A 17447-nucleotide genomic window follows, 5' to 3' on the forward strand; every position below is an offset into this window, starting at 1 on the left:
ACTTCATGCAGGAACACCGTTATGACGTGGTCATCGTCGGTGCCGGCGGCGCCGGCATGCGCGCAGCGATCGAGGCCGGGCCGCGCGCCCGCACCGCGGTTCTGACCAAGCTCTACCCCACCCGCAGCCACACGGGCGCTGCCCAGGGCGGCATGTGCGCGGCACTGGCGAACGTCGAGGAAGACAACTGGGAGTGGCACACCTTCGACACCGTCAAGGGCGGCGACTACCTCGCCGACCAGGACGCCGTCGAGATCATGGCGAAGGAAGCCATCGACGCGGTGCTCGACCTCGAGAAGATGGGACTGCCGTTCAACCGCACTCCCGAGGGCAAGATCGACCAGCGTCGTTTCGGTGGCCACACCCGCGATCACGGTAAGGCGCCTGTGCGCCGTGCGTGTTACGCCGCCGACCGCACCGGCCACATGATCCTGCAGACGCTGTACCAGAACTGCGTCAAGCACGACGTCGAGTTCTTCAACGAGTTCTACGCGCTCGACATCGCCATCACCGAGACGGAGAACGGCCCGGTTGCCACCGGCGTCATCGCCTACGAGCTGGCCACCGGCGAGATCCATGTGTTCCACGCGAAGTCGATCGTGTTCGCCACGGGCGGCTCGGGACGCATGTACAAGACGACGTCCAACGCCCACACCCTCACCGGTGACGGCATGGGCATCATCTTCCGCAAGGGCCTGCCGCTGGAGGACATGGAGTTCCACCAGTTCCATCCCACAGGCCTGGCCGGGCTCGGCATCCTCATCTCCGAGGCGGTGCGTGGTGAAGGTGGCATCCTCCGTAACGCGGACGGTGAGCGCTTCATGGAGCGGTACGCCCCCACCATCAAGGACCTCGCTCCGCGTGACATCGTCGCCCGCTCGATGGTGCTCGAGGTACTCGAGGGCCGCGGCGCCGGACCGAACAAGGATTACGTCTACATCGACGTGACCCACATTCCCGAGGAAGTCCTCGACGAGAAGCTCCCGGACATCATGGAGTTCTCCCGCACCTACCTCGGTGTCGACCCGGTCAAGGAACCGGTGCCGGTGTACCCGACGTGCCACTACGTCATGGGCGGTATCCCCACCAAGATCAACGGTGAGGTCCTGCGAAACAACGAGGACATCGTCGCCGGCCTGTACGCCGCCGGTGAATGCGCCTGCGTCTCCGTGCACGGCGCCAACCGCCTCGGCACCAACTCGCTGCTCGACATCAACGTCTTCGGACGCCGCGCCGGCATCGCCGCCGCGGAGCACGCGAACACCACCGAGTTCGTGCCCCTCCCCGATGCCCCGCAGAAGATGGTCGAGGACTGGATGGAACTCATCCTCTCCGATCACGGCCACGAGCGTGTCGCGGACATCCGCAGCGAACTGCAGCAGTCCATGGACAACAACGCGTCGGTGTTCCGGACCGAAGAGCGCCTCACTCAGGCCCTCAAGGACGTACGCGCCCTCAAGGAGCGCTACAACCACATCACGGTGCAGGACAAGGGCAAGCGCTACAACAGCGACCTGCTCGAGGCCGTCGAGCTCGGCTTCCTGCTCGAAATGGCAGAGGTCACCGTCGTCGGTGCGCTCAACCGCAAGGAGTCCCGCGGCGGCCACGCTCGCGAAGACTTCCCCGACCGCAACGACGCCGAGTACATGAAGCACACGATGGCATACAAGGAGGGCGACGGCCTGCTCTCCGACATCCGTCTCGACTACAAGCCGGTAGTTCAGACCCGTTACGAGCCGATGGAGCGTAAGTACTGATGAGCGCACCTGCAGTCGACAAGAGCGAAGACAAGTCGGATCTCCCTGCCATCCCCGAGGGCGCCGTCATGGTCACCCTCAAGATCGCGCGGATGAACCCGGAGTCGGGCGAGGGTCAGCACTGGGACAGCTTCCAGGTGCCGGCGCTGCCCACCGACCGCATGCTGAACCTGCTCCTCTACGTGAAGGGCTACCTCGACGGCACCCTCACGTTCCGGCGCAGCTGCGCCCACGGCGTGTGCGGCTCGGACGCGATGCGGATCAACGGCGTCAACCGTCTGGCCTGCAAGCTCCTCATGAAGGACATGCTGCCCAAGGACGGCAAGCCGGTCACGATCACCGTCGAGCCCATCAGGGGTCTGCCGGTGGAGAAGGACCTCGTCGTCGACATGGAACCCTTCTTCGACGCATTCCGCGCCGTGAAGCCGTTCCTCATCACCACCGGCAACGAGCCCACCCGCGAGCGCATCCAGTCGCAGCACGATCGCGCGCGTTTCGACGACACCACCAAATGCATCCTGTGCGCCTGCTGTACGACGTCGTGCCCCGTGTACTGGAGCGACGGCAGCTACTTCGGTCCCGCTGCCATCGTCAACGCGCACCGCTTCATCTTCGACAGCCGTGACGAGGGCGCCTCGGAGCGCCTCGACATCCTGAACGACAAGGACGGTGTCTGGCGCTGCCGGACCACCTTCAACTGCACCGACGCATGCCCGCGTGGCATCCAGGTCACGAAGGCGATCCAGGAAGTCAAACGCGCATTGCTGTTCGCGCGCTGAACGAAATTTCCCCGCACACCAGCAGTTCCCGAGCGCCTGCGGTAACCGGACACGGTTACCGCAGGCGCTCTGGGCTGTGGCCCCTCCCCTCCCGCCGCAATCTGATGCGCGGCAGGCTCGGCGGGGAAATCACCTCGCCGTCGACGACCTCGGTCCAGCCGGTGACACGGGCACGCTCTGCTCGAAATTGAAGACGTTGTCCGGATCGTAGGCGGTCTTCACCTGGCGTAGCCGCTCGCAGTGCGAGCCGTAGTACTCGCGCTCCCAGTCCGATGCGGCAGCGTTGGGTACGTTGACGTAGGCGCCGTCACCGTAGGGGCGCAGTGCGCGCCAGAAGTCGGCCGCCCAACTCAGTGCCTTCGAGTTCAGGGCGCGGTCGTTCCAGGCCGCGCCCGGCTCGCAGTAGAACAGCGCGTCGCGGTGCGGGAACGCCGATCCACCGGGTGGCGCGTGCCGTACGGCTCCGCCGAAGCTCGAGCAGAAGAAGTTGCTCGGCGGGCTGGGCGTGTTGCTCATATAGCGGACGATCAGATCGATTGCCTCGTCGGGGAATGGACGACTGACGAACTGAGAGTGGAACTTCCAGAACGGTACGTCGTCCGGACCCCTGTCGACGTCGCCGTAGATGGTCGGCCAGGCGCCCTCCGTCACGGTGACGTCGGGCGTGCCGATCGCGAGCAGCGACGTAGCTCGTCCTCGAGCCCTGCCCGTGAGCCACCGTGCAGCAGAGCAGACAGCTCGACCGCCGTGGAATCCACTTCCAGCGCACTGGTCAGCCGCTCGTCGGCGATCGGCGCCTCGCGCTGCCATGTGCGCAGCAGGTCGCCCAGGTGGTCGTGACCGGTCCACCTTGCGACCAGGTAAGTGACGGTCGAGAGCTCGTGCAGCTTCAACGTGTACGAGGTCGCAATCCCGAAGTTGCCTCCACCGCCGCCGCGGCACGCCCACAGCAGGTCCGGGTTGTCGTGCTCGGTGGCCTGGACGACCGTCGCCGAACGGGAGCCGTCGGCCACCACGATCTCGGCGGCGAGGAGGTTGTCGCATGCCATGCCCAAGCTGCGGGTCAGTAGCCCGAAGCCACCGCCGAGGACCACGCCGCCCAGACCGACCCCACCCTCCGAGCCGGTCGGAACGACGAATCCGCGTTGTCCCAGCGCCGCGACCGTCTCCTGCTGCGTCAGCCCCGTCCCGACCGTCGCCGTGCGCGCAGTGTCGTCGATGACGACGCTCTTCATCCGACTGACGTCGATGACCAGGCCCCCGTCGAGCGACGACCAACCCTCGAGACTGTGGCGTCCGCTGCGCACCCGCAGGGCAATGCCTTCCGTACGTGCCCATCGGACCGCGTTGACCACGTCCTGTGTACTGCAGCAGAACACGATCGCCTCGGGATAGTGCGAATACACACGGTTCCAGCCGACCCGCGCCGCTTCGTAGCCGTCGTCACCCGCACGCACGACCTCGCCCGTCAGATCTGCCGTGGTGAGAGTCATCTGTTCACTTTCAGGTCAGTGCGAGAAGACATCGGCGTCTCCCGGCTCGGTTTCCAGTACCTCGCGTGTGAACACCAGTAGGTAGAGGAAGTACACCCCTCCCGCGAGGAGCACACCGAGCGCAATCAGGAGTGCCGTCACAGCACTCGAGGGCGACATGATCACGAACAGCACCACCGCCGACCACACGAGGGCGCCGTACGCGATCGGCATCTCGAAGCGCCCGAGGTCGAACGCGCCCTCCTTACGATCCAAACGCTTGCGCACCGCAAGGTAGAGGACAATTATCGCGCCGTAGAGGACCGCTGAAATGACCGTTCCCACCGTGAGCAGCTCGAGCAGCGCCCCACCCGGCAACGCAGCCATCAGGACTACCCCCACGACGACGATCAAGATGGTCGCCGGAATAGGTGTCTGCGTGCGCGGGTTGACCCGGCGCATCAGTCGGTAAGCAGGGAAACGTGCGTCGCGCGACATGGCGAACACCATCCGCGAGCAGGTGGCCAGGGTCACCATCCCGGCGCCGAAGAAGGCGAACGCGATCGCGACCAGCAGCGTCCTCTCCATCACCGGACCCAACTGATCGCGCAGAATCGCCGCCACCGGTGTGTCACTGGCACTGACCCGGGCGACGTCGTCGATCGCAATGGTGAGTGCTACCAGGAACACCAGTCCCAGGACGCCTGCCGCCACCACCGACCCCACGATCGCCCGCGGAACACTGCGAAACGGGTCTTTCGCCTCCTCGGCCATGTTCGCCGCGGAGTCGAACCCGACGAGCGTGGCAAGCCCCATGATCATCGCAGCCATCAACCCACCGCCGACGGCGAAATAATTGGGGGCGCCCTCGGCGATGCCGCGTGAGGTGAGGTTGCCGATCGAGCCCTTGCCCGAGAACGCCACAGCGACGAAAAGCCCGATCGCCAGCACCACGACGATCACCAGCTCCAGCCCCACCGCGCCCGACGTGATCAAGCCGACGAGACGCGTGGAGAACACGACGAAGACCGCCTGAATGAGCACCACGACGAGCGTGATCACCCGTGCGGTGCCTTCGTCGGGCTGCATGCCGAACAGGGGCATGAGTGCGCTGCTTGCCATGGCATTGTCCACCGTCACCACACCGATGGCGAGATAACAAAAGGTCAGCCACCCGAACAACCAGCCGACTTTCGGGTTCGCCAGCCGCGACGCCCATTGGTAGGAGGAGCCACTGAGTGGTATTCGGGCCGCGAATTGGGCGATCACCAAGGCGATCAGGGTCTGACCTAGTGCGACGACGACCCAGAGCCAGATGCCCACCGGACCGGCGTCTCGGAGGACGTCGTTGTACGTGCCGAAGATCCCGACCGCCACCGAGATGAACGCGAACGACACCGCGAACACCTGGAAGGAGCCCAGGGTGCGCTTCAGCTCCGGCTTATAGCCGCAATCGCGACATTCTCGGTCTGCGGTCTGCGCGCCCACCACATCTTCTGCCGTCATCTCGGCCGCCTCACATCAGAATCGGGAATTGCCGGAAGTGCGGATCGCTTGGGAACGACGATGTCGCGACGCTCGTTCCCACCATCAGAGCGAGACTGGTCTGTTTCATACTCCCCCTACTGGATACGTATGTCAGCGTTGGTTCGGCTCCCTAAATACCTCGCTCACTTTCAGGGTGAGGCCCGCCGGACTCGCCCCGACGTCACGAATGGATGTCACTCGGCCAGTGCTTTTCTCGCGCTCGGTACCCATGGCATACGCTCCTTCTTCGATGAGGTGGCGTCGAGTGGGTATCGCAGTCGTGTCCGGGGTTCTCTTCGCCGGACTCTCGGTGACGTCTGCGGGCGCCATTCCTCCCGTCGTTCCGCCGCCGCCCACGTCGACGCCGTTCACCACTCCCAACACCGACAACTGTCCGAACCGGTCGTCTCCCGCTCCCGCCGTCGACTCTTCGGAGGTTCCTCGGCCGGGTGATCCGACACCGAGCGCGATGGCCGTGCCCGACCGCCCTGTCGGGGGTGCGAAGCTCGGTGCCTGCGGGGTGGTTCTTCCCGACGACGCACCGCCACCTCCCGCGGACATCTCCGCGTCGGGATGGGTAGTCGCGGACATCGACAGCGGTGCCGTACTCGCTGCCAAGGACCCGCACGGCCGATACCGCCCGGCCAGCACTATCAAGATGCTGCTGGCGCTCGTGGCTCTCGATGAGCTCGACCTCGACAAGACTGTGACGGCCACCGCCGAAGACGCCGAGGTGGAGGGCAGCGCCGTCGGGATCGGCAAGAACGGCCGATACACGAATCGACAACTGATGCAGGGCCTGGTGATGGCGTCGGGTAACGATGCGGCTCATCTGCTGGCACGGCAGTTGGGCGGCGACGAGATCGCGGTCGAGAAGATGAACCGCCTCGCCGACACTCTCGGCGCCCACGACACCCGTACAGCGACGCCGTCCGGGCTGGACGGGCCCGGCATGAGCAGCTCCCCGTTCGACCTGGCCCTGATCTTCCACGCCGCGATGAAGAACCCGACGTTCGCCGAGCTGATCTCCACGGAGACTGTGCAATTCCCCGGATTCCCCAGGGACCCCGCGATTCCCGAGGATCAGGACCGTCCCCCATTCGCGTTGGCCAACGACAACCAACTGCTCTACAACTATCCCGGCGCACTGGGCGGCAAGACCGGATTCACGGACGATGCGCGCCACACCTACGTCGGCGGCGCCGACCACGGTGGCCGTCGATTAGTGGTCACTCTCATGGGCGCCGAAGCTCAACCCATCCGGCCCTGGGAACAGGCCGCCCGGTTGCTGGACTACGGATTCGGGCTCGATTCAGACGCGGAGGTGGGTTCCCTCATTGATCTCGAACCGTCCGAGGACTCCTCGGGCGCGGTACTTGCAGCAACGCCGGATCAGAATTCGGCTGACACGACCAGCTCTGGCGTCGCCTCCAGCTCCGATCGCGCCCACGACACCACGGCTCTGCGCATCGGTGTAGGCGTCGGCGGTTCGGCGATCATCCTCGTGCTGCTGCTGTGGGCGTGGCGCCTCCTGCGCCGTCGTTGACTGCCGCCGTCAGCGTTTACTGCGGAACAGAAGGCCGGACAGTCCCAGCGCGGCGAGTGCGCCTGCGCCGACGAGAGCGAGTCCGCCGCCGATCCCGGGACCTTCGTTCACCTGGACGCGAGGCGTGATGACCGCCGGATCCGGCGGGGGGACGAAGGCGAGCGCGAGACTCTCCTGGGTAGTGGCCGCCCACGCGGTCGCGAAGAGCAGCATCCGGCACGTCAGGTAGATGAAGACCAGGAGACCGATGATGGGTCCGAACGCCACGCCGGCCGGACCGCTGGTGACGATCGAGAGATAGATGGCCCCGACCTGCTTGAAGGCCTCGAACACCACCGCGGCGAGCACAGCCGCCTTCATCGCACTGCGGAAGGCAACAGGTTCGCGGGGTAGGCGGGAGATCACCCAGGTGAACACCGCCCAGGTAGCGACCACGGACACCAGCGTCGACAGGACGCGCAAACCGAGGTCGATGCCCGCGATGTTGCCGAGGTTCAACACACTCACGACTGTGCCTGCCACCGGACCGCTACTGAGGGCCGATGCGCCCAGCGACACCACCATCGCCAGACCGAGTCCGATGAGAGCCCCCGCATCACCCAGCTTGGTCTTCAGGAAGCCCGGCGATTCGTGGGTACTTTCCCACATCGCGGTGAGGGCATCGCGCAGATTCGCCATCCACCCGAGCCCCGCGTAGGCGGCGCCGAGCAGGCCGAGGACACCCACGCCGGCGCGGGACGCAATCGCCGAATCGATGACGGTGTTGAGCGTGTCCCCGAGACTCCCGGGAACATTCTTGGTGATGCTCTCCTGCAGTTCCTGCAACAACTCGGGCTGGCCGGCGAGTACGAAACCGGCGATGGCGAACGCGATCATCAGAATCGGAATGAGTGCCAGCACACTGAAATACGTGATTCCTGCGGCGTAGTAGTCGCCCTTCTGCTGCTGATATCGCCCGGCGGCCCGTATCACGTGGTCGAACCAGGGGCGCGCTGCCCGCTGTTTCTCGAGGATGCTCGCTTCGTCCGCCACGGTGCTCAACCCTTCGGTGTCAGGAACCCGACCTTCTCGTACACGGTCGCCAGCGTCTGCGACGACACCTCACGGGCGCGGTGCGCACCGGCTGCGATGATCCGATCCAGTTCGGCCTCGTCCGCGAGGAACTCGTCGACCTTCGCCCGTAACGGTGTCACGAAGTCGGTGAGAACGTCGGCCGTATCGGATTTCAGATCGCCGTATCCCTTGCCCTCGTAGCCCGCCACCAATGTCTCGATAGGCGTGCCGGACAGTGCGGACTGAATGGTCAGCAGGTTGCTCACACCAGGTTTGGTCTCCCGGTCGTAGCGGATCTCCCGCTCGTTGTCGGTCACGGCGGACTTGATCTTCTTCGCGGATACCTTGGGGTCGTCGAGCAGATTGATCAAACCGGAGGGACTCGGCCCCGATTTGCTCATCTTCGACGTCGGATCCTGCAGGTCGAAGATCTTGGCGGTGCCCTTGATGATCTGGGCCTCGGGGATCACGAACGCCTTGCCGAACCGGGTGTTGAACCGCTGGGCGAGATCGCGGGCCAATTCGAGGTGCTGGCGCTGGTCTTCGCCGACTGGTACACGCTGCGGCCGGTAGAGCAGGATGTCGGCGGCCATCAGCACCGGGTAGGTGAACAGGCCGACGCTGGCGTTCTCGGTGCCCTGTTTTGCGGACTTGTCCTTGAACTGCGTCATGCGGCTGGCCTCACCGAAACCGGTGATGCAGTTGAGCACCCACGCCAACTGCGCATGCTCCGGAACCTGGCTCTGCACGAACAGCGTCGAGCGGTCGGGGTCGATTCCGACGGCGAGCAACTGGGCCACAGCGATCTTGGTGCGACGACGCAACTCCTTGGGATCCTGCGCGACGGTGATCGCGTGCAGATCCGGGATGAAGTAGAACGCGTCGAATTCGTCCTGCAGAGGAACCCACTGCTGCAGCGCGCCCAGGAAGTTGCCGAGGTGGAACGAGTCGGCGGTGGGCTGGATGCCGGAGAGCACCCGGGGCCTGGCGGTGGGCTTCTGATCTGCAGGGGTCGACATGAGTACTGATCTTTTCACGTGGGGCGGAACGAGACGAATCAGATACCGGGGTCAGCGGTACTGGACGGTGACGGGTGCGTGATCCGACCACCGCTGGTCGTAACTCTCAGCTCTCTCGACCACGGCCTGCTTGGCGCGTTCCGCGAGCGCTCTGGTGGCGATCTGGTAGTCGATGCGCCACCCGGAGTCGTTGTCGAACGCCTTTCCCCGGTAGGACCACCACGAGTACGGGCCTGCGATGTCGGGGTGGAGGAGACGCACCACGTCAGCCCAATGGGCGTCCTCCGCGAAGAGAGCGCTCATCCATTCCCGCTCGTGTGGCAGGAACCCGGAATTCTTCTTGTTGGTCTTCCAGTTCTTCAGGTCGAGTTCGGTGTGAGCGATGTTCCAGTCGCCGCATACCACCATGTGCCGCCCGGCGGCGACCGCAGCGCGGGCGCTGTCCGCCAGGTAGCGGCCGAAGGACTGCATGAACCGTTCCTTCTCCTCCTGCCGGGGCGTTTGCGCCTCGCCGGACGGCAGGTACAGGCTCGCGACCGTCAGATCGTCGAAGTCGGCCTCGAGGTACCGGCCCGCTCCCAGGAACTCCTCGTCACCGTGACCCACCCGAAAGGCGTCCGCCGGTCTACGCGAGAGGACGGCGACACCGTTGCGTCCCTTCGCCGACGGCTCTGCGGACGCGAGATGCCAGCCGCTCGCCAGCGCAGGCGCGAGAGTCTCGGCCAGCTGTTCGTCGGACGCCCGCGTCTCCTGCAGGCACACGACGTCGGCCTCTGTGCGCTCGATCCACTCGGTGAGCCCCTTGCGGGCGGCGGCGCGAACGCCGTTGACATTGACGGTGGTGATGATGTGTGGCACGGCAAGCACCGTAGCGGACGCGTACGACAGCGCGGCTACCGAGACGAACGGGAGCTGCGGCGTTCCATGGCGACCGCCACGGTGAGGACCACGAGCCCGGCCACGGCGAGCAGCGCACCGACCGCGGCGGGCGCGGTGTACCCGTAGCCGGCCGCGATCACGACACCACCGATCCAGGCTCCGAAGGCGTTCGCGATGTTGAGCGCGGCGTGGTTGAGGGACGCCGCGAGCGTTTGGGCGTCCGCGGCGACGTCCATCAGCCGGGTCTGCAGCCCCGGCACCATCGAGGCACCGGCCGCGCCCACGCCGAAGACGAGCACGAGCGCCGTGTACGGGTTGCGGGAGGCGAAAACGAAAACCGCGAGGAGCACCCCGAGCGCCGTCATCGAGACGAAGAGACCGGGAACCAGTGCCCGGTCGGCCAGTCGGCCGCCGAGGAGATTGCCCGCCACCATGCCGAGCCCGTAGATCATCAGCGCCAGTGGCACCAGGGACCGCGAGAGGCCGGCGACATCGGTGAGCGTCGTACTGATGTACGTGTAGACGGCGAACATGCCGCCGAACCCCACCATGCCGATGATCAGCGTCATCCACACCTGAGGACGGCGGAGGGCGCCGAGTTCGGTGAGCGGATTGGTCATCCGCATCGCCGCGAGTGGAGGCAGCCAGGACCAGATGGCGACGAGGGTCACCGTGCCGATGCCGGCAACGAGGACGAAGGCGCTACGCCAGCCGAGATTCTGGCCCAGCCACGACGCGGCGGGCACACCCACGACGTTGGCCACGGACAGTCCCATCATCACGAGGGCCACGGCCTTGGCCCGCTTGCCACGCTCCGCGAGGTGTGCGGCGACGAGTGCTGCGACACCGAAATAGGCACCGTGCGGTAGGCCCGCCACGAAGCGTGCAGCCATCAGGACCCCATAGTTCGGTGCCAGCACGGTGGCGAAGTTGCCGAGCGTGAAGGCGGCCATCAACGCGATCAGCAGCGTCTTGCGTTGCACTCGCGCCGTCAGGGCGGCGATGAGCGGCGCCCCGACGACCACTCCCAGCGCGTACGACGAGATGACGTGCCCCGCAGTCGGCTCGCTGATGCCCAGGCTCGCCGCCATGTCGGGCAGGAGGCCCATGGCGACGAACTCGGTGGTCCCGATGCCGAAGCCACCCAGGGCGAGCGCGACCATGGCGAGCGTGCGGACCGACGAATGATGCGCGACGACACCGGCCGGCTCGGGGCGGACGGACGTGGAGGTGCTCACAGAAGACACACTTTCGAATAGGGACGTACACGACTACACGGCAGAGAGCGCCTCAGTCGGCAACCACCTCCGGAAGGATTCTCTTCCCTGTTCCGGCCCGGACGTGCAGAGAACGGCCGTGAGCTCACTCACCCACGGCTGACCTGCGAACACAGAACGGGACGTCCCCACAGAGGGAACGTCCCGTATCTGTACTGCTGGAGGTGCTGTGTGCTTACTGCTCGGCGATGGCCTTCTGGAGGTTGATGTCGAGCGCACCGAGGAACTCCTCGGTGGTCAGGAAGCCCTGATCGCCGCCGACCAGCATCGCGAGGTCCTTGGTCATCTGGCCACCCTCGACGGTCTTGATGACCACGTCCTCGAGCTTCTGCGCGAAGGCGATGACGTCGGGGGTGTTGTCCAGCTTGCCGCGGTGCTCGAGTCCACGGGTCCAGGCGAAGATGGACGCGATGGGGTTCGTGGACGTCGGCTTGCCCTGCTGGTGCTGACGGAAGTGACGCGTCACGGTGCCGTGTGCGGCCTCCGCTTCACAGGTCTTTCCGTCCGGGGTCAGCAGCACGGAGGTCATGAGGCCGAGCGATCCGAAGCCCTGGGCCACAGTGTCGGACTGCACGTCGCCGTCGTAGTTCTTGCACGCCCAGACGTAGCCGCCCTCCCACTTGAGCGCCGACGCCACCATGTCGTCGATGAGGCGGTGCTCATAGGTCAGACCTGCCGCGTCGAACTCCGACTTGAACTCGGTTTCGTAGACGTGCTGGAAGATGTCCTTGAACGCGCCGTCGTACGCCTTGAGGATCGTGTTCTTGGTCGACAGGTAGACCGGGTAGTTCTGCTGCAGGCCGTAGTTGAGCGAGGCCCGGGCGAAGTCCGTGATGGACTTGGTGAAGTTGTACTGACCCTGGACGACGCCGCCGTCCTCGGGGAAGTTCACCAGCTCGTGCTCGATCGGCTCGCTGCCGTCCTCGGGCGTGTAGGTGATCATCACCTTGCCGGGGCCGGGAACCTTGAAGTCGGTGGCGCGGTACTGGTCACCGAACGCGTGGCGGCCGATGATGATCGGCTTGGTCCAGCCCGGAACCAGTCGCGGAACGTTGGAGATGATGATCGGCGCACGGAAGATCGTTCCACCGAGGATGTTACGGATGGTGCCGTTGGGCGACCGCCACATCTTCTTCAGGCCGAACTCCTCGACACGGGCCTCGTCCGGGGTGATGGTCGCGCACTTGACGCCCACGCCGTGCTTCTTGATGGCGTTGGCCGCGTCGACGGTCACCTGGTCGTCGGTCTCGTCCCGGTATTCGATGCCGAGGTCGTAGTACTCGAGGTTCACATCCAGGTAAGGATGGATCAATTTGTCTTTGATGAACTGCCAGATAATGCGCGTCATCTCGTCGCCGTCGAGTTCGACGACGGTGCCCTCAACCTTGATTTTGGACATGGGTGCTTCGCGTCCTCCTAGGAAGTTTCCCTGGTTACACGGTTGCGGGCACACTTTGTGAGTGGGTCCGCGAACGGTTCGCTTATCAAACGTAGACGGTCAGGACGGTCGCTGGGAGACCGCGCCTAAACAAGACAAGCGTACTGCTATGCGCCGGGCTCGCAACACCTGGGGCCCTGCAACCTGCTCCTACTCGCGGGTAACTTTTCCCTGCTAGGGGCCCTGATCGGTGCCGTTTCCGGTCGTTCGGCTCCAGCCGCTAAGATCACCAGAGGTCATGAGTGCCAGCAACGAGCCCCGGCTAGCTGGCCGGCAACCCTCCACCGCGGTGGGGTGCCCCGGGTGATGACCTGGTTCCCTGATTAACACGCAGTCGGGTGACAAGCGCGGGTCCGACATCGGAGGTTCATGATGTGTTGTTGTTGTCGTAGATAGACCCCAGCCACGCCCTGTGCGCGAACGATCCCGAATATGTCGTCCGCGCCTCGTCAGACCACTGGAGTAGACAGCACATGACCGAGAACTGGTCGTTCGAGACCAAGCAGATCCACGCCGGGCAGACATCCGACGCCACCACGAAGGCGCGGGCACTGCCGATCTACCAGACCACCTCGTACACCTTCGACAACACCGATCATGCTGCCGCACTGTTCGGCCTGGCCGAGCCGGGCAACATCTACACCCGCATCATGAACCCCACCCAGGACGCCGTCGAGCAGCGCATCGCCGCACTCGAAGGGGGCGTCGCGGCCCTGCTGCTGTCCTCCGGGCAGGCCGCGGAGACCTTCGCGATCCTCAACCTCGCCGAGGCCGGCGACCACATCGTCTCCAGCCCCCGTCTCTACGGCGGCACCTACAACCTCTTCCACTACACGCTGCCCAAGCTCGGCATCGAGGTCTCGTTCGTCGAGGATCCCGACGACCTCGAGCAGTGGCGCGGCGCGATTCGCGACAACACCAAGGCCTTCTACGGCGAGACCGTGTCGAATCCGCGGAACGACGTCCTCGACCTCCCGGGCATCTCCGGCATCGCGCATCAGCACGGCATACCGCTGATCGTCGACAACACCGTACCCACGCCCTACCTCATCCGCCCGCTCGAACACGGCGCGGACATCGTGGTCCATTCGGCCACCAAGTACCTCGGCGGCCACGGCACGGCGATCGCCGGTGTGATCGTCGACGGCGGCACCTTCGACTGGACCCAAGGCCGGCACCCGAACTTCACTACCCCTGACCCCAGCTACCACGGGGTCGTCTTCGCCGAACTCGGTCCACCGGCCTACGCCCTCAAAGCGCGGGTGCAACTGCTGCGCGACCTCGGTTCCGCGATCTCGCCCTTCAACGCGTTCCTCATCGCACAGGGCCTCGAAACGCTGAGCCTGCGTATGGAACGGCACGTGTCGAACGCGACCACCGTGGCCCAGTACCTCGAAGCCCGGCCCGAGGTCGTCTCGGTCGGGTACACCGGGCTCGCTTCCTCACCCTGGCACGAGCGCGCCAAGCAGATCGCTCCCAAGGGCGCAGGCGCCATCGTGACGTTCGAACTCGCCGGCGGAATCGACGCCGGAAAGAAGTTCGTCAACGCTCTCACCTTGCACAGCCACGTCGCCAACATCGGTGACGTGCGTTCCCTGGTGATCCATCCCGCGTCCACCACCCATTCGCAGCTGACCCCCGAGGAGCAGGCTGCCAGCGGCGTCACCCCCGGGCTGGTCCGCCTCGCCGTGGGCATCGAGGGAATCGACGACATCATCGCCGATATCGAAACCGGCCTGACGGCGGCGGCATCTTGACCGTGAGCGCACTGCAGCAGCTGCCCGTGTCGGACGGACGTCTGGGCTACATCGACATCGGTTCTCTCGAGCTCGAGAGTGGAGCCGTCCTTCCGTCGGTCACCCTCGCCGTGCAGCGCTGGGGCGAGCTGTCCCCTACTCGGGACAACGTGGTTCTGGTCGAGCACGCTCTGACCGGCGACTCCCACGTGACCGGCCCCATGTCCGACGAACATCCTTCACCCGGCTGGTGGAGCGGGATGGTGGGTCCGGGTGCACCGATCGACACCGACGAATGGTGCGTCGTCGCCACCAACGTGCTCGGCGGTTGCCGGGGCACGACAGGGCCGGGTTCGCTCGCCGAAGACGGCCGTCCGTGGGGCAGCCGCTTTCCCGAGATCTCCATCCGCGACCAGATTGCGGCCGAGAAGAAACTCACCGACCTTCTCGGCATCGGGAAGCTGGCGTCGGTCATCGGCGGGTCGATGGGCGGAATGCGCGCCCTCGAATGGGCCGTCACCTACCCCGACCGGATCGCGTCCGCACTCGTCCTGGCCGTCGGTGCCCGCGCGACCGCGGACCAGATCGGTACCCAGACCACGCAGATCGAAGCGATCATCAGCGACCCCGACTGGCAGGGCGGCGACTATCACGGCACCGGGCGGATTCCCCGTACCGGGCTCGGCATCGCCCGCAGGATCGCGCATCTCACCTACCGCAGCGAGAGCGAGCTCGATTCGCGGTTCGCGAACTCCCCGCAGGTGGGCGAGGACCCGTGGCGCGGCGGCCGGTATTCCGTCGAGAGCTATCTGCAGCACCAGGCGGACAAGCTGGTCGGCAGGTTCGATCCGAGCACCTATGTGCTTCTCAGCGAGGCGATGAACCGGCACGACGTCGGCCGCGGCCGCGGTGGGGTCGCCGCTGCGCTCGCCACCGTGACTGCACCGGTGATCGTGGGCGGCGTCGATTCGGATCGGCTCTATCCGATCCGCCTGCAGGAGGACCTCGCCAACGAGATCCCCACCTGCGACGGCCTCCGGGTACTCAACTCCCGGGACGGCCACGACGGGTTCCTCACCGAGGCCGATGCCGTGGCCAAGCTGCTTGCCGAGACGATGGAATTTGCCCGCACAGGGCGCTGACGTTCCGCCTGCTCGGGACCGTCAGTCGGTCCCGAGCGGGTCGATCGACACGGCGAGCCAGACGATGGCTCCCCCGACGGCCACCAGCGCGCCGACGTCGAACGACTTGCTGCGGACGGCGAGAAGGCCCACGCGCTCGGAGGGCATCGTCAAGCGGAAGATCGCGGCCAGCAGCGTCGCGGCACCGAAGACGAACGCTCCCCGTCGCCACCGTTCGGCCAGCACGAAGACGACGGCCACCGCGATGACGAGGAGAACGGCGAGCATCGGCAGATTCTTTTTCGCGAACTGCCCCCAGTCCGCCATCTCAGCCGCGAGAAGCCGCGACGCGCTCGGCCCGCTCCACGACGTTGCTCAGCAGGAATGCGCGGGTGAGGGGTCCGACACCGCCCGGGTTCGGTGACAGGAAGCCGGCGACCTCGGCGACGTCGGCCGCCACGTCTCCGCGCAAACCGTCCTCGGTCCGGCTGACACCCACGTCCAGCACGGCCGCGCCGGGCTTGACCATGTCGGCCGTGACCAGCCCGGGAACACCCGCCGCGGCGATCACAATGTCGGCGCGGCGGACCTCGCCGGCCAGGTCCCGCGTACGGGTGTGGCAGAGCGTGACGGTGGCATTCTCGCTGCGCCGGGTGAACAGCAGACCGATCGGGCGGCCCACGGTGACACCGCGACCGACGACCACCACGTGCGCCCCCTCGATCGGCACCTCGTAGCGCCGGAGAAGGTGCAGGATTCCGCGCGGCGTGCACGGCAGCGGCGCCTCCTTGCCCAGGACGAGCCGGCCGAGGTTGACGGGGTGCAGTCCGTCCGCGTCCTTGTCGGGGTCGATGCGCTCGAGGGCGGCGTTCTCGTCGAGCTGCCGGGGCAGCGGCAGCTGCACGATGTATCCCGTGCAGTCCGGGTTGGCGTTGAGCTCGTCGATCGTGGCGTCGAGCTTCTCCTGGGTGATATCACCAGGAAGGTCTCGACGGATCGACGTGATCCCGACCTTGGCGCAGTCGTTGTGCTTGCCGCGCACGTACGCCGCCGATCCCGGATCGTCGCCCACCAGGACGGTCCCGAGCCCGGGTGTGATGCCCTGGTCCCTCAGTGCGGTCACCCGCACCTTCAGGTCTTCGAAAATCTCGTCACGGGTGGCCTTGCCATCGAGGATCGTTGCAGTCACGGAGCCCATTCTCTCAGGTACCCGATACATGCGTCAGGTCGGTTCCACCACCAGCCCGTGAGCGGCGGCGTAGGCGATGGCCTGGGTCAGTTCGATCTGTGCCCCGTCGAGTGAGGCCGCCGTCCACAGATGTGCGTCCACGTGGGCGCCCCGCAGGTCAGCGCCGCCCAGTTTAGCGCCCCCTGTCCGGGCACCGAGGAGGTCAGCCGCACGCAGAACCGTGCCCCGCAGGTCGGTTCGCACGAGGTTGGCCTCACGGAACCGACAGTCGGTGAAGTCGAGGTCCCGCAGATCGGCGCCGCCGAGCGAGGCGAGCGTGAAATCGCATTCCTCGACGATCATCGGGCGCAACCGGCAGCCGTCGAACTCGGAACCGAGGAAGCTGCAATGCCGGAACGTGCTGTGCCACAACGTTGCCCGCGTGAACGAACAGGACCGAAAGGCCGTTCCGACATGCTGCGACTCCGACAGGTCGGCACCGGTGAAGTCGCAGTCCGTGAAGATCACCGATTCCGTGCGCAATCCACTGAGATCGGCGTCGCGGAAGTGGCACTTCGTGTAGTGCCGCCGACGCCAGTCCTGACCCGGGAGTCGCGCGTCGCCGAAGTCCTCACCCACCACTTCTTCCACTGCATCCATCCGTCCATCATGCCG

14 protein-coding genes, 1 pseudogene and 1 riboswitch are annotated in these 17447 nt (G+C 65.8%); of the genes and pseudogenes, 5 read left to right on the forward strand and 10 right to left on the reverse strand.

The genetic code is table 11. From position 1 onward, the window contains the following. The first annotated feature begins 5 nt into the window (after positions 1–5). Complete coding sequence (gene sdhA / locus R4P95_RS24860; RefSeq protein WP_159925761.1) at positions 6–1757, forward strand: succinate dehydrogenase flavoprotein subunit; 1752 nt, start codon at positions 6–8, stop codon at positions 1755–1757. Further along, the gene (locus R4P95_RS24865) at positions 1757–2536 is read left to right on the forward strand and encodes a succinate dehydrogenase iron-sulfur subunit (RefSeq protein ID WP_109331418.1); all 780 of its coding nucleotides are present in this window, start codon (positions 1757–1759) and stop codon (positions 2534–2536) included. Before sdhA ends, R4P95_RS24865 begins: the two co-directional genes overlap by 1 nt. 129 nt (positions 2537–2665) lie before the next feature. Here the strand turns inward: R4P95_RS24865 and R4P95_RS33660 are convergent. Together R4P95_RS33660 and R4P95_RS24880 are read right to left on the reverse strand one after the other, a co-directional pair. Then, positions 2666–4061 (reverse strand): annotated as a pseudogene (locus tag R4P95_RS33660) (FAD-binding oxidoreductase). Then, complete coding sequence (locus R4P95_RS24880) at positions 4045–5514, reverse strand: APC family permease (RefSeq protein ID WP_317746894.1); 1470 nt, start codon at positions 5512–5514, stop codon at positions 4045–4047. The pseudogene R4P95_RS33660 and the gene R4P95_RS24880 overlap by 17 nt, the downstream one beginning before the upstream one ends. Positions 5515–5800: 286 nt before the next feature. On the opposite strand from R4P95_RS24880, the gene R4P95_RS24885 reads away from it, so the two are divergent. Continuing rightward, positions 5801–7081 (forward strand): D-alanyl-D-alanine carboxypeptidase family protein, encoded by a 1281-nt coding sequence (locus R4P95_RS24885; RefSeq protein ID WP_213577225.1) that lies wholly within the window; start codon positions 5801–5803, stop codon positions 7079–7081. 9 nt (positions 7082–7090) lie between these two features. On the opposite strand, the gene yhjD is transcribed toward R4P95_RS24885, so the two are convergent. The 5 genes from yhjD to R4P95_RS24910 form a co-directional block, all read right to left on the reverse strand. Further along, positions 7091–8113, reverse strand: a complete 1023-nt coding sequence (gene yhjD, locus R4P95_RS24890) for an inner membrane protein YhjD (protein ID WP_213577224.1) — start codon at positions 8111–8113, stop codon at positions 7091–7093. Between the two features lie 5 nt (positions 8114–8118). Next, the gene (gene trpS, locus R4P95_RS24895; protein WP_208961217.1) at positions 8119–9153 is read right to left on the reverse strand and encodes a tryptophan--tRNA ligase; all 1035 of its coding nucleotides are present in this window, start codon (positions 9151–9153) and stop codon (positions 8119–8121) included. 51 nt (positions 9154–9204) lie between these two features. Further along, on the reverse strand, positions 9205–10011 hold the full coding sequence (locus R4P95_RS24900) for an exodeoxyribonuclease III (RefSeq protein WP_213577223.1): 807 nt from the start codon (positions 10009–10011) through the stop codon (positions 9205–9207). Positions 10012–10046: 35 nt separating this feature from the next. After that, positions 10047–11270 carry an MFS transporter gene (locus tag R4P95_RS24905; RefSeq protein ID WP_213577222.1) on the reverse strand — a complete coding sequence of 408 codons (1224 nt, stop codon included), beginning with the start codon at positions 11268–11270 and terminating at the stop codon, positions 10047–10049. A 214-nt stretch (positions 11271–11484) separates the two neighbouring features. Continuing rightward, a complete protein-coding gene (locus R4P95_RS24910; RefSeq protein WP_109331429.1) occupies positions 11485–12708 on the reverse strand; it encodes an NADP-dependent isocitrate dehydrogenase in 1224 nt (407 codons plus the stop codon). A gap of 273 nt (positions 12709–12981) precedes the next feature. Next, a riboswitch (SAM riboswitch) is annotated at positions 12982–13101 on the forward strand. Positions 13102–13220: 119 nt separating this feature from the next. Between R4P95_RS24910 and R4P95_RS24915 the strand changes: the two genes are divergently transcribed. Beyond that, positions 13221–14504: a bifunctional o-acetylhomoserine/o-acetylserine sulfhydrylase gene (locus R4P95_RS24915; RefSeq protein ID WP_213577221.1), complete on the forward strand. Its 1284-nt coding sequence runs from the start codon at positions 13221–13223 to the stop codon at positions 14502–14504. A gap of 2 nt (positions 14505–14506) precedes the next feature. Then, positions 14507–15625, forward strand: coding sequence for a homoserine O-acetyltransferase MetX (gene metX, locus R4P95_RS24920; RefSeq protein ID WP_397517753.1), 1119 nt, complete (start codon positions 14507–14509; stop codon positions 15623–15625). Between the two features lie 21 nt (positions 15626–15646). Here metX and R4P95_RS24925 read toward each other — a convergent pair whose 3' ends face one another. From R4P95_RS24925 to R4P95_RS24935, 3 genes are read right to left on the reverse strand one after another with little or no spacing between them, the layout of a single operon-like run. After that, positions 15647–15931: a DUF3017 domain-containing protein gene (locus tag R4P95_RS24925; protein ID WP_109331438.1), complete on the reverse strand. Its 285-nt coding sequence runs from the start codon at positions 15929–15931 to the stop codon at positions 15647–15649. A 1-nt stretch (position 15932) separates the two neighbouring features. Further along, a complete protein-coding gene (locus tag R4P95_RS24930; protein ID WP_213577219.1) occupies positions 15933–16793 on the reverse strand; it encodes a bifunctional methylenetetrahydrofolate dehydrogenase/methenyltetrahydrofolate cyclohydrolase in 861 nt (286 codons plus the stop codon). Between the two features lie 33 nt (positions 16794–16826). Next, the gene (locus tag R4P95_RS24935; protein ID WP_109331440.1) at positions 16827–17432 is read right to left on the reverse strand and encodes a pentapeptide repeat-containing protein; all 606 of its coding nucleotides are present in this window, start codon (positions 17430–17432) and stop codon (positions 16827–16829) included. Positions 17433–17447: the final 15 nt, after the last annotated feature.

It is taken from the genome of Rhodococcus sp. IEGM 27 (genome assembly GCF_033142305.1).
Lineage (GTDB): Bacteria > Actinomycetota > Actinomycetes > Mycobacteriales > Mycobacteriaceae > Rhodococcus_F > Rhodococcus_F oxybenzonivorans.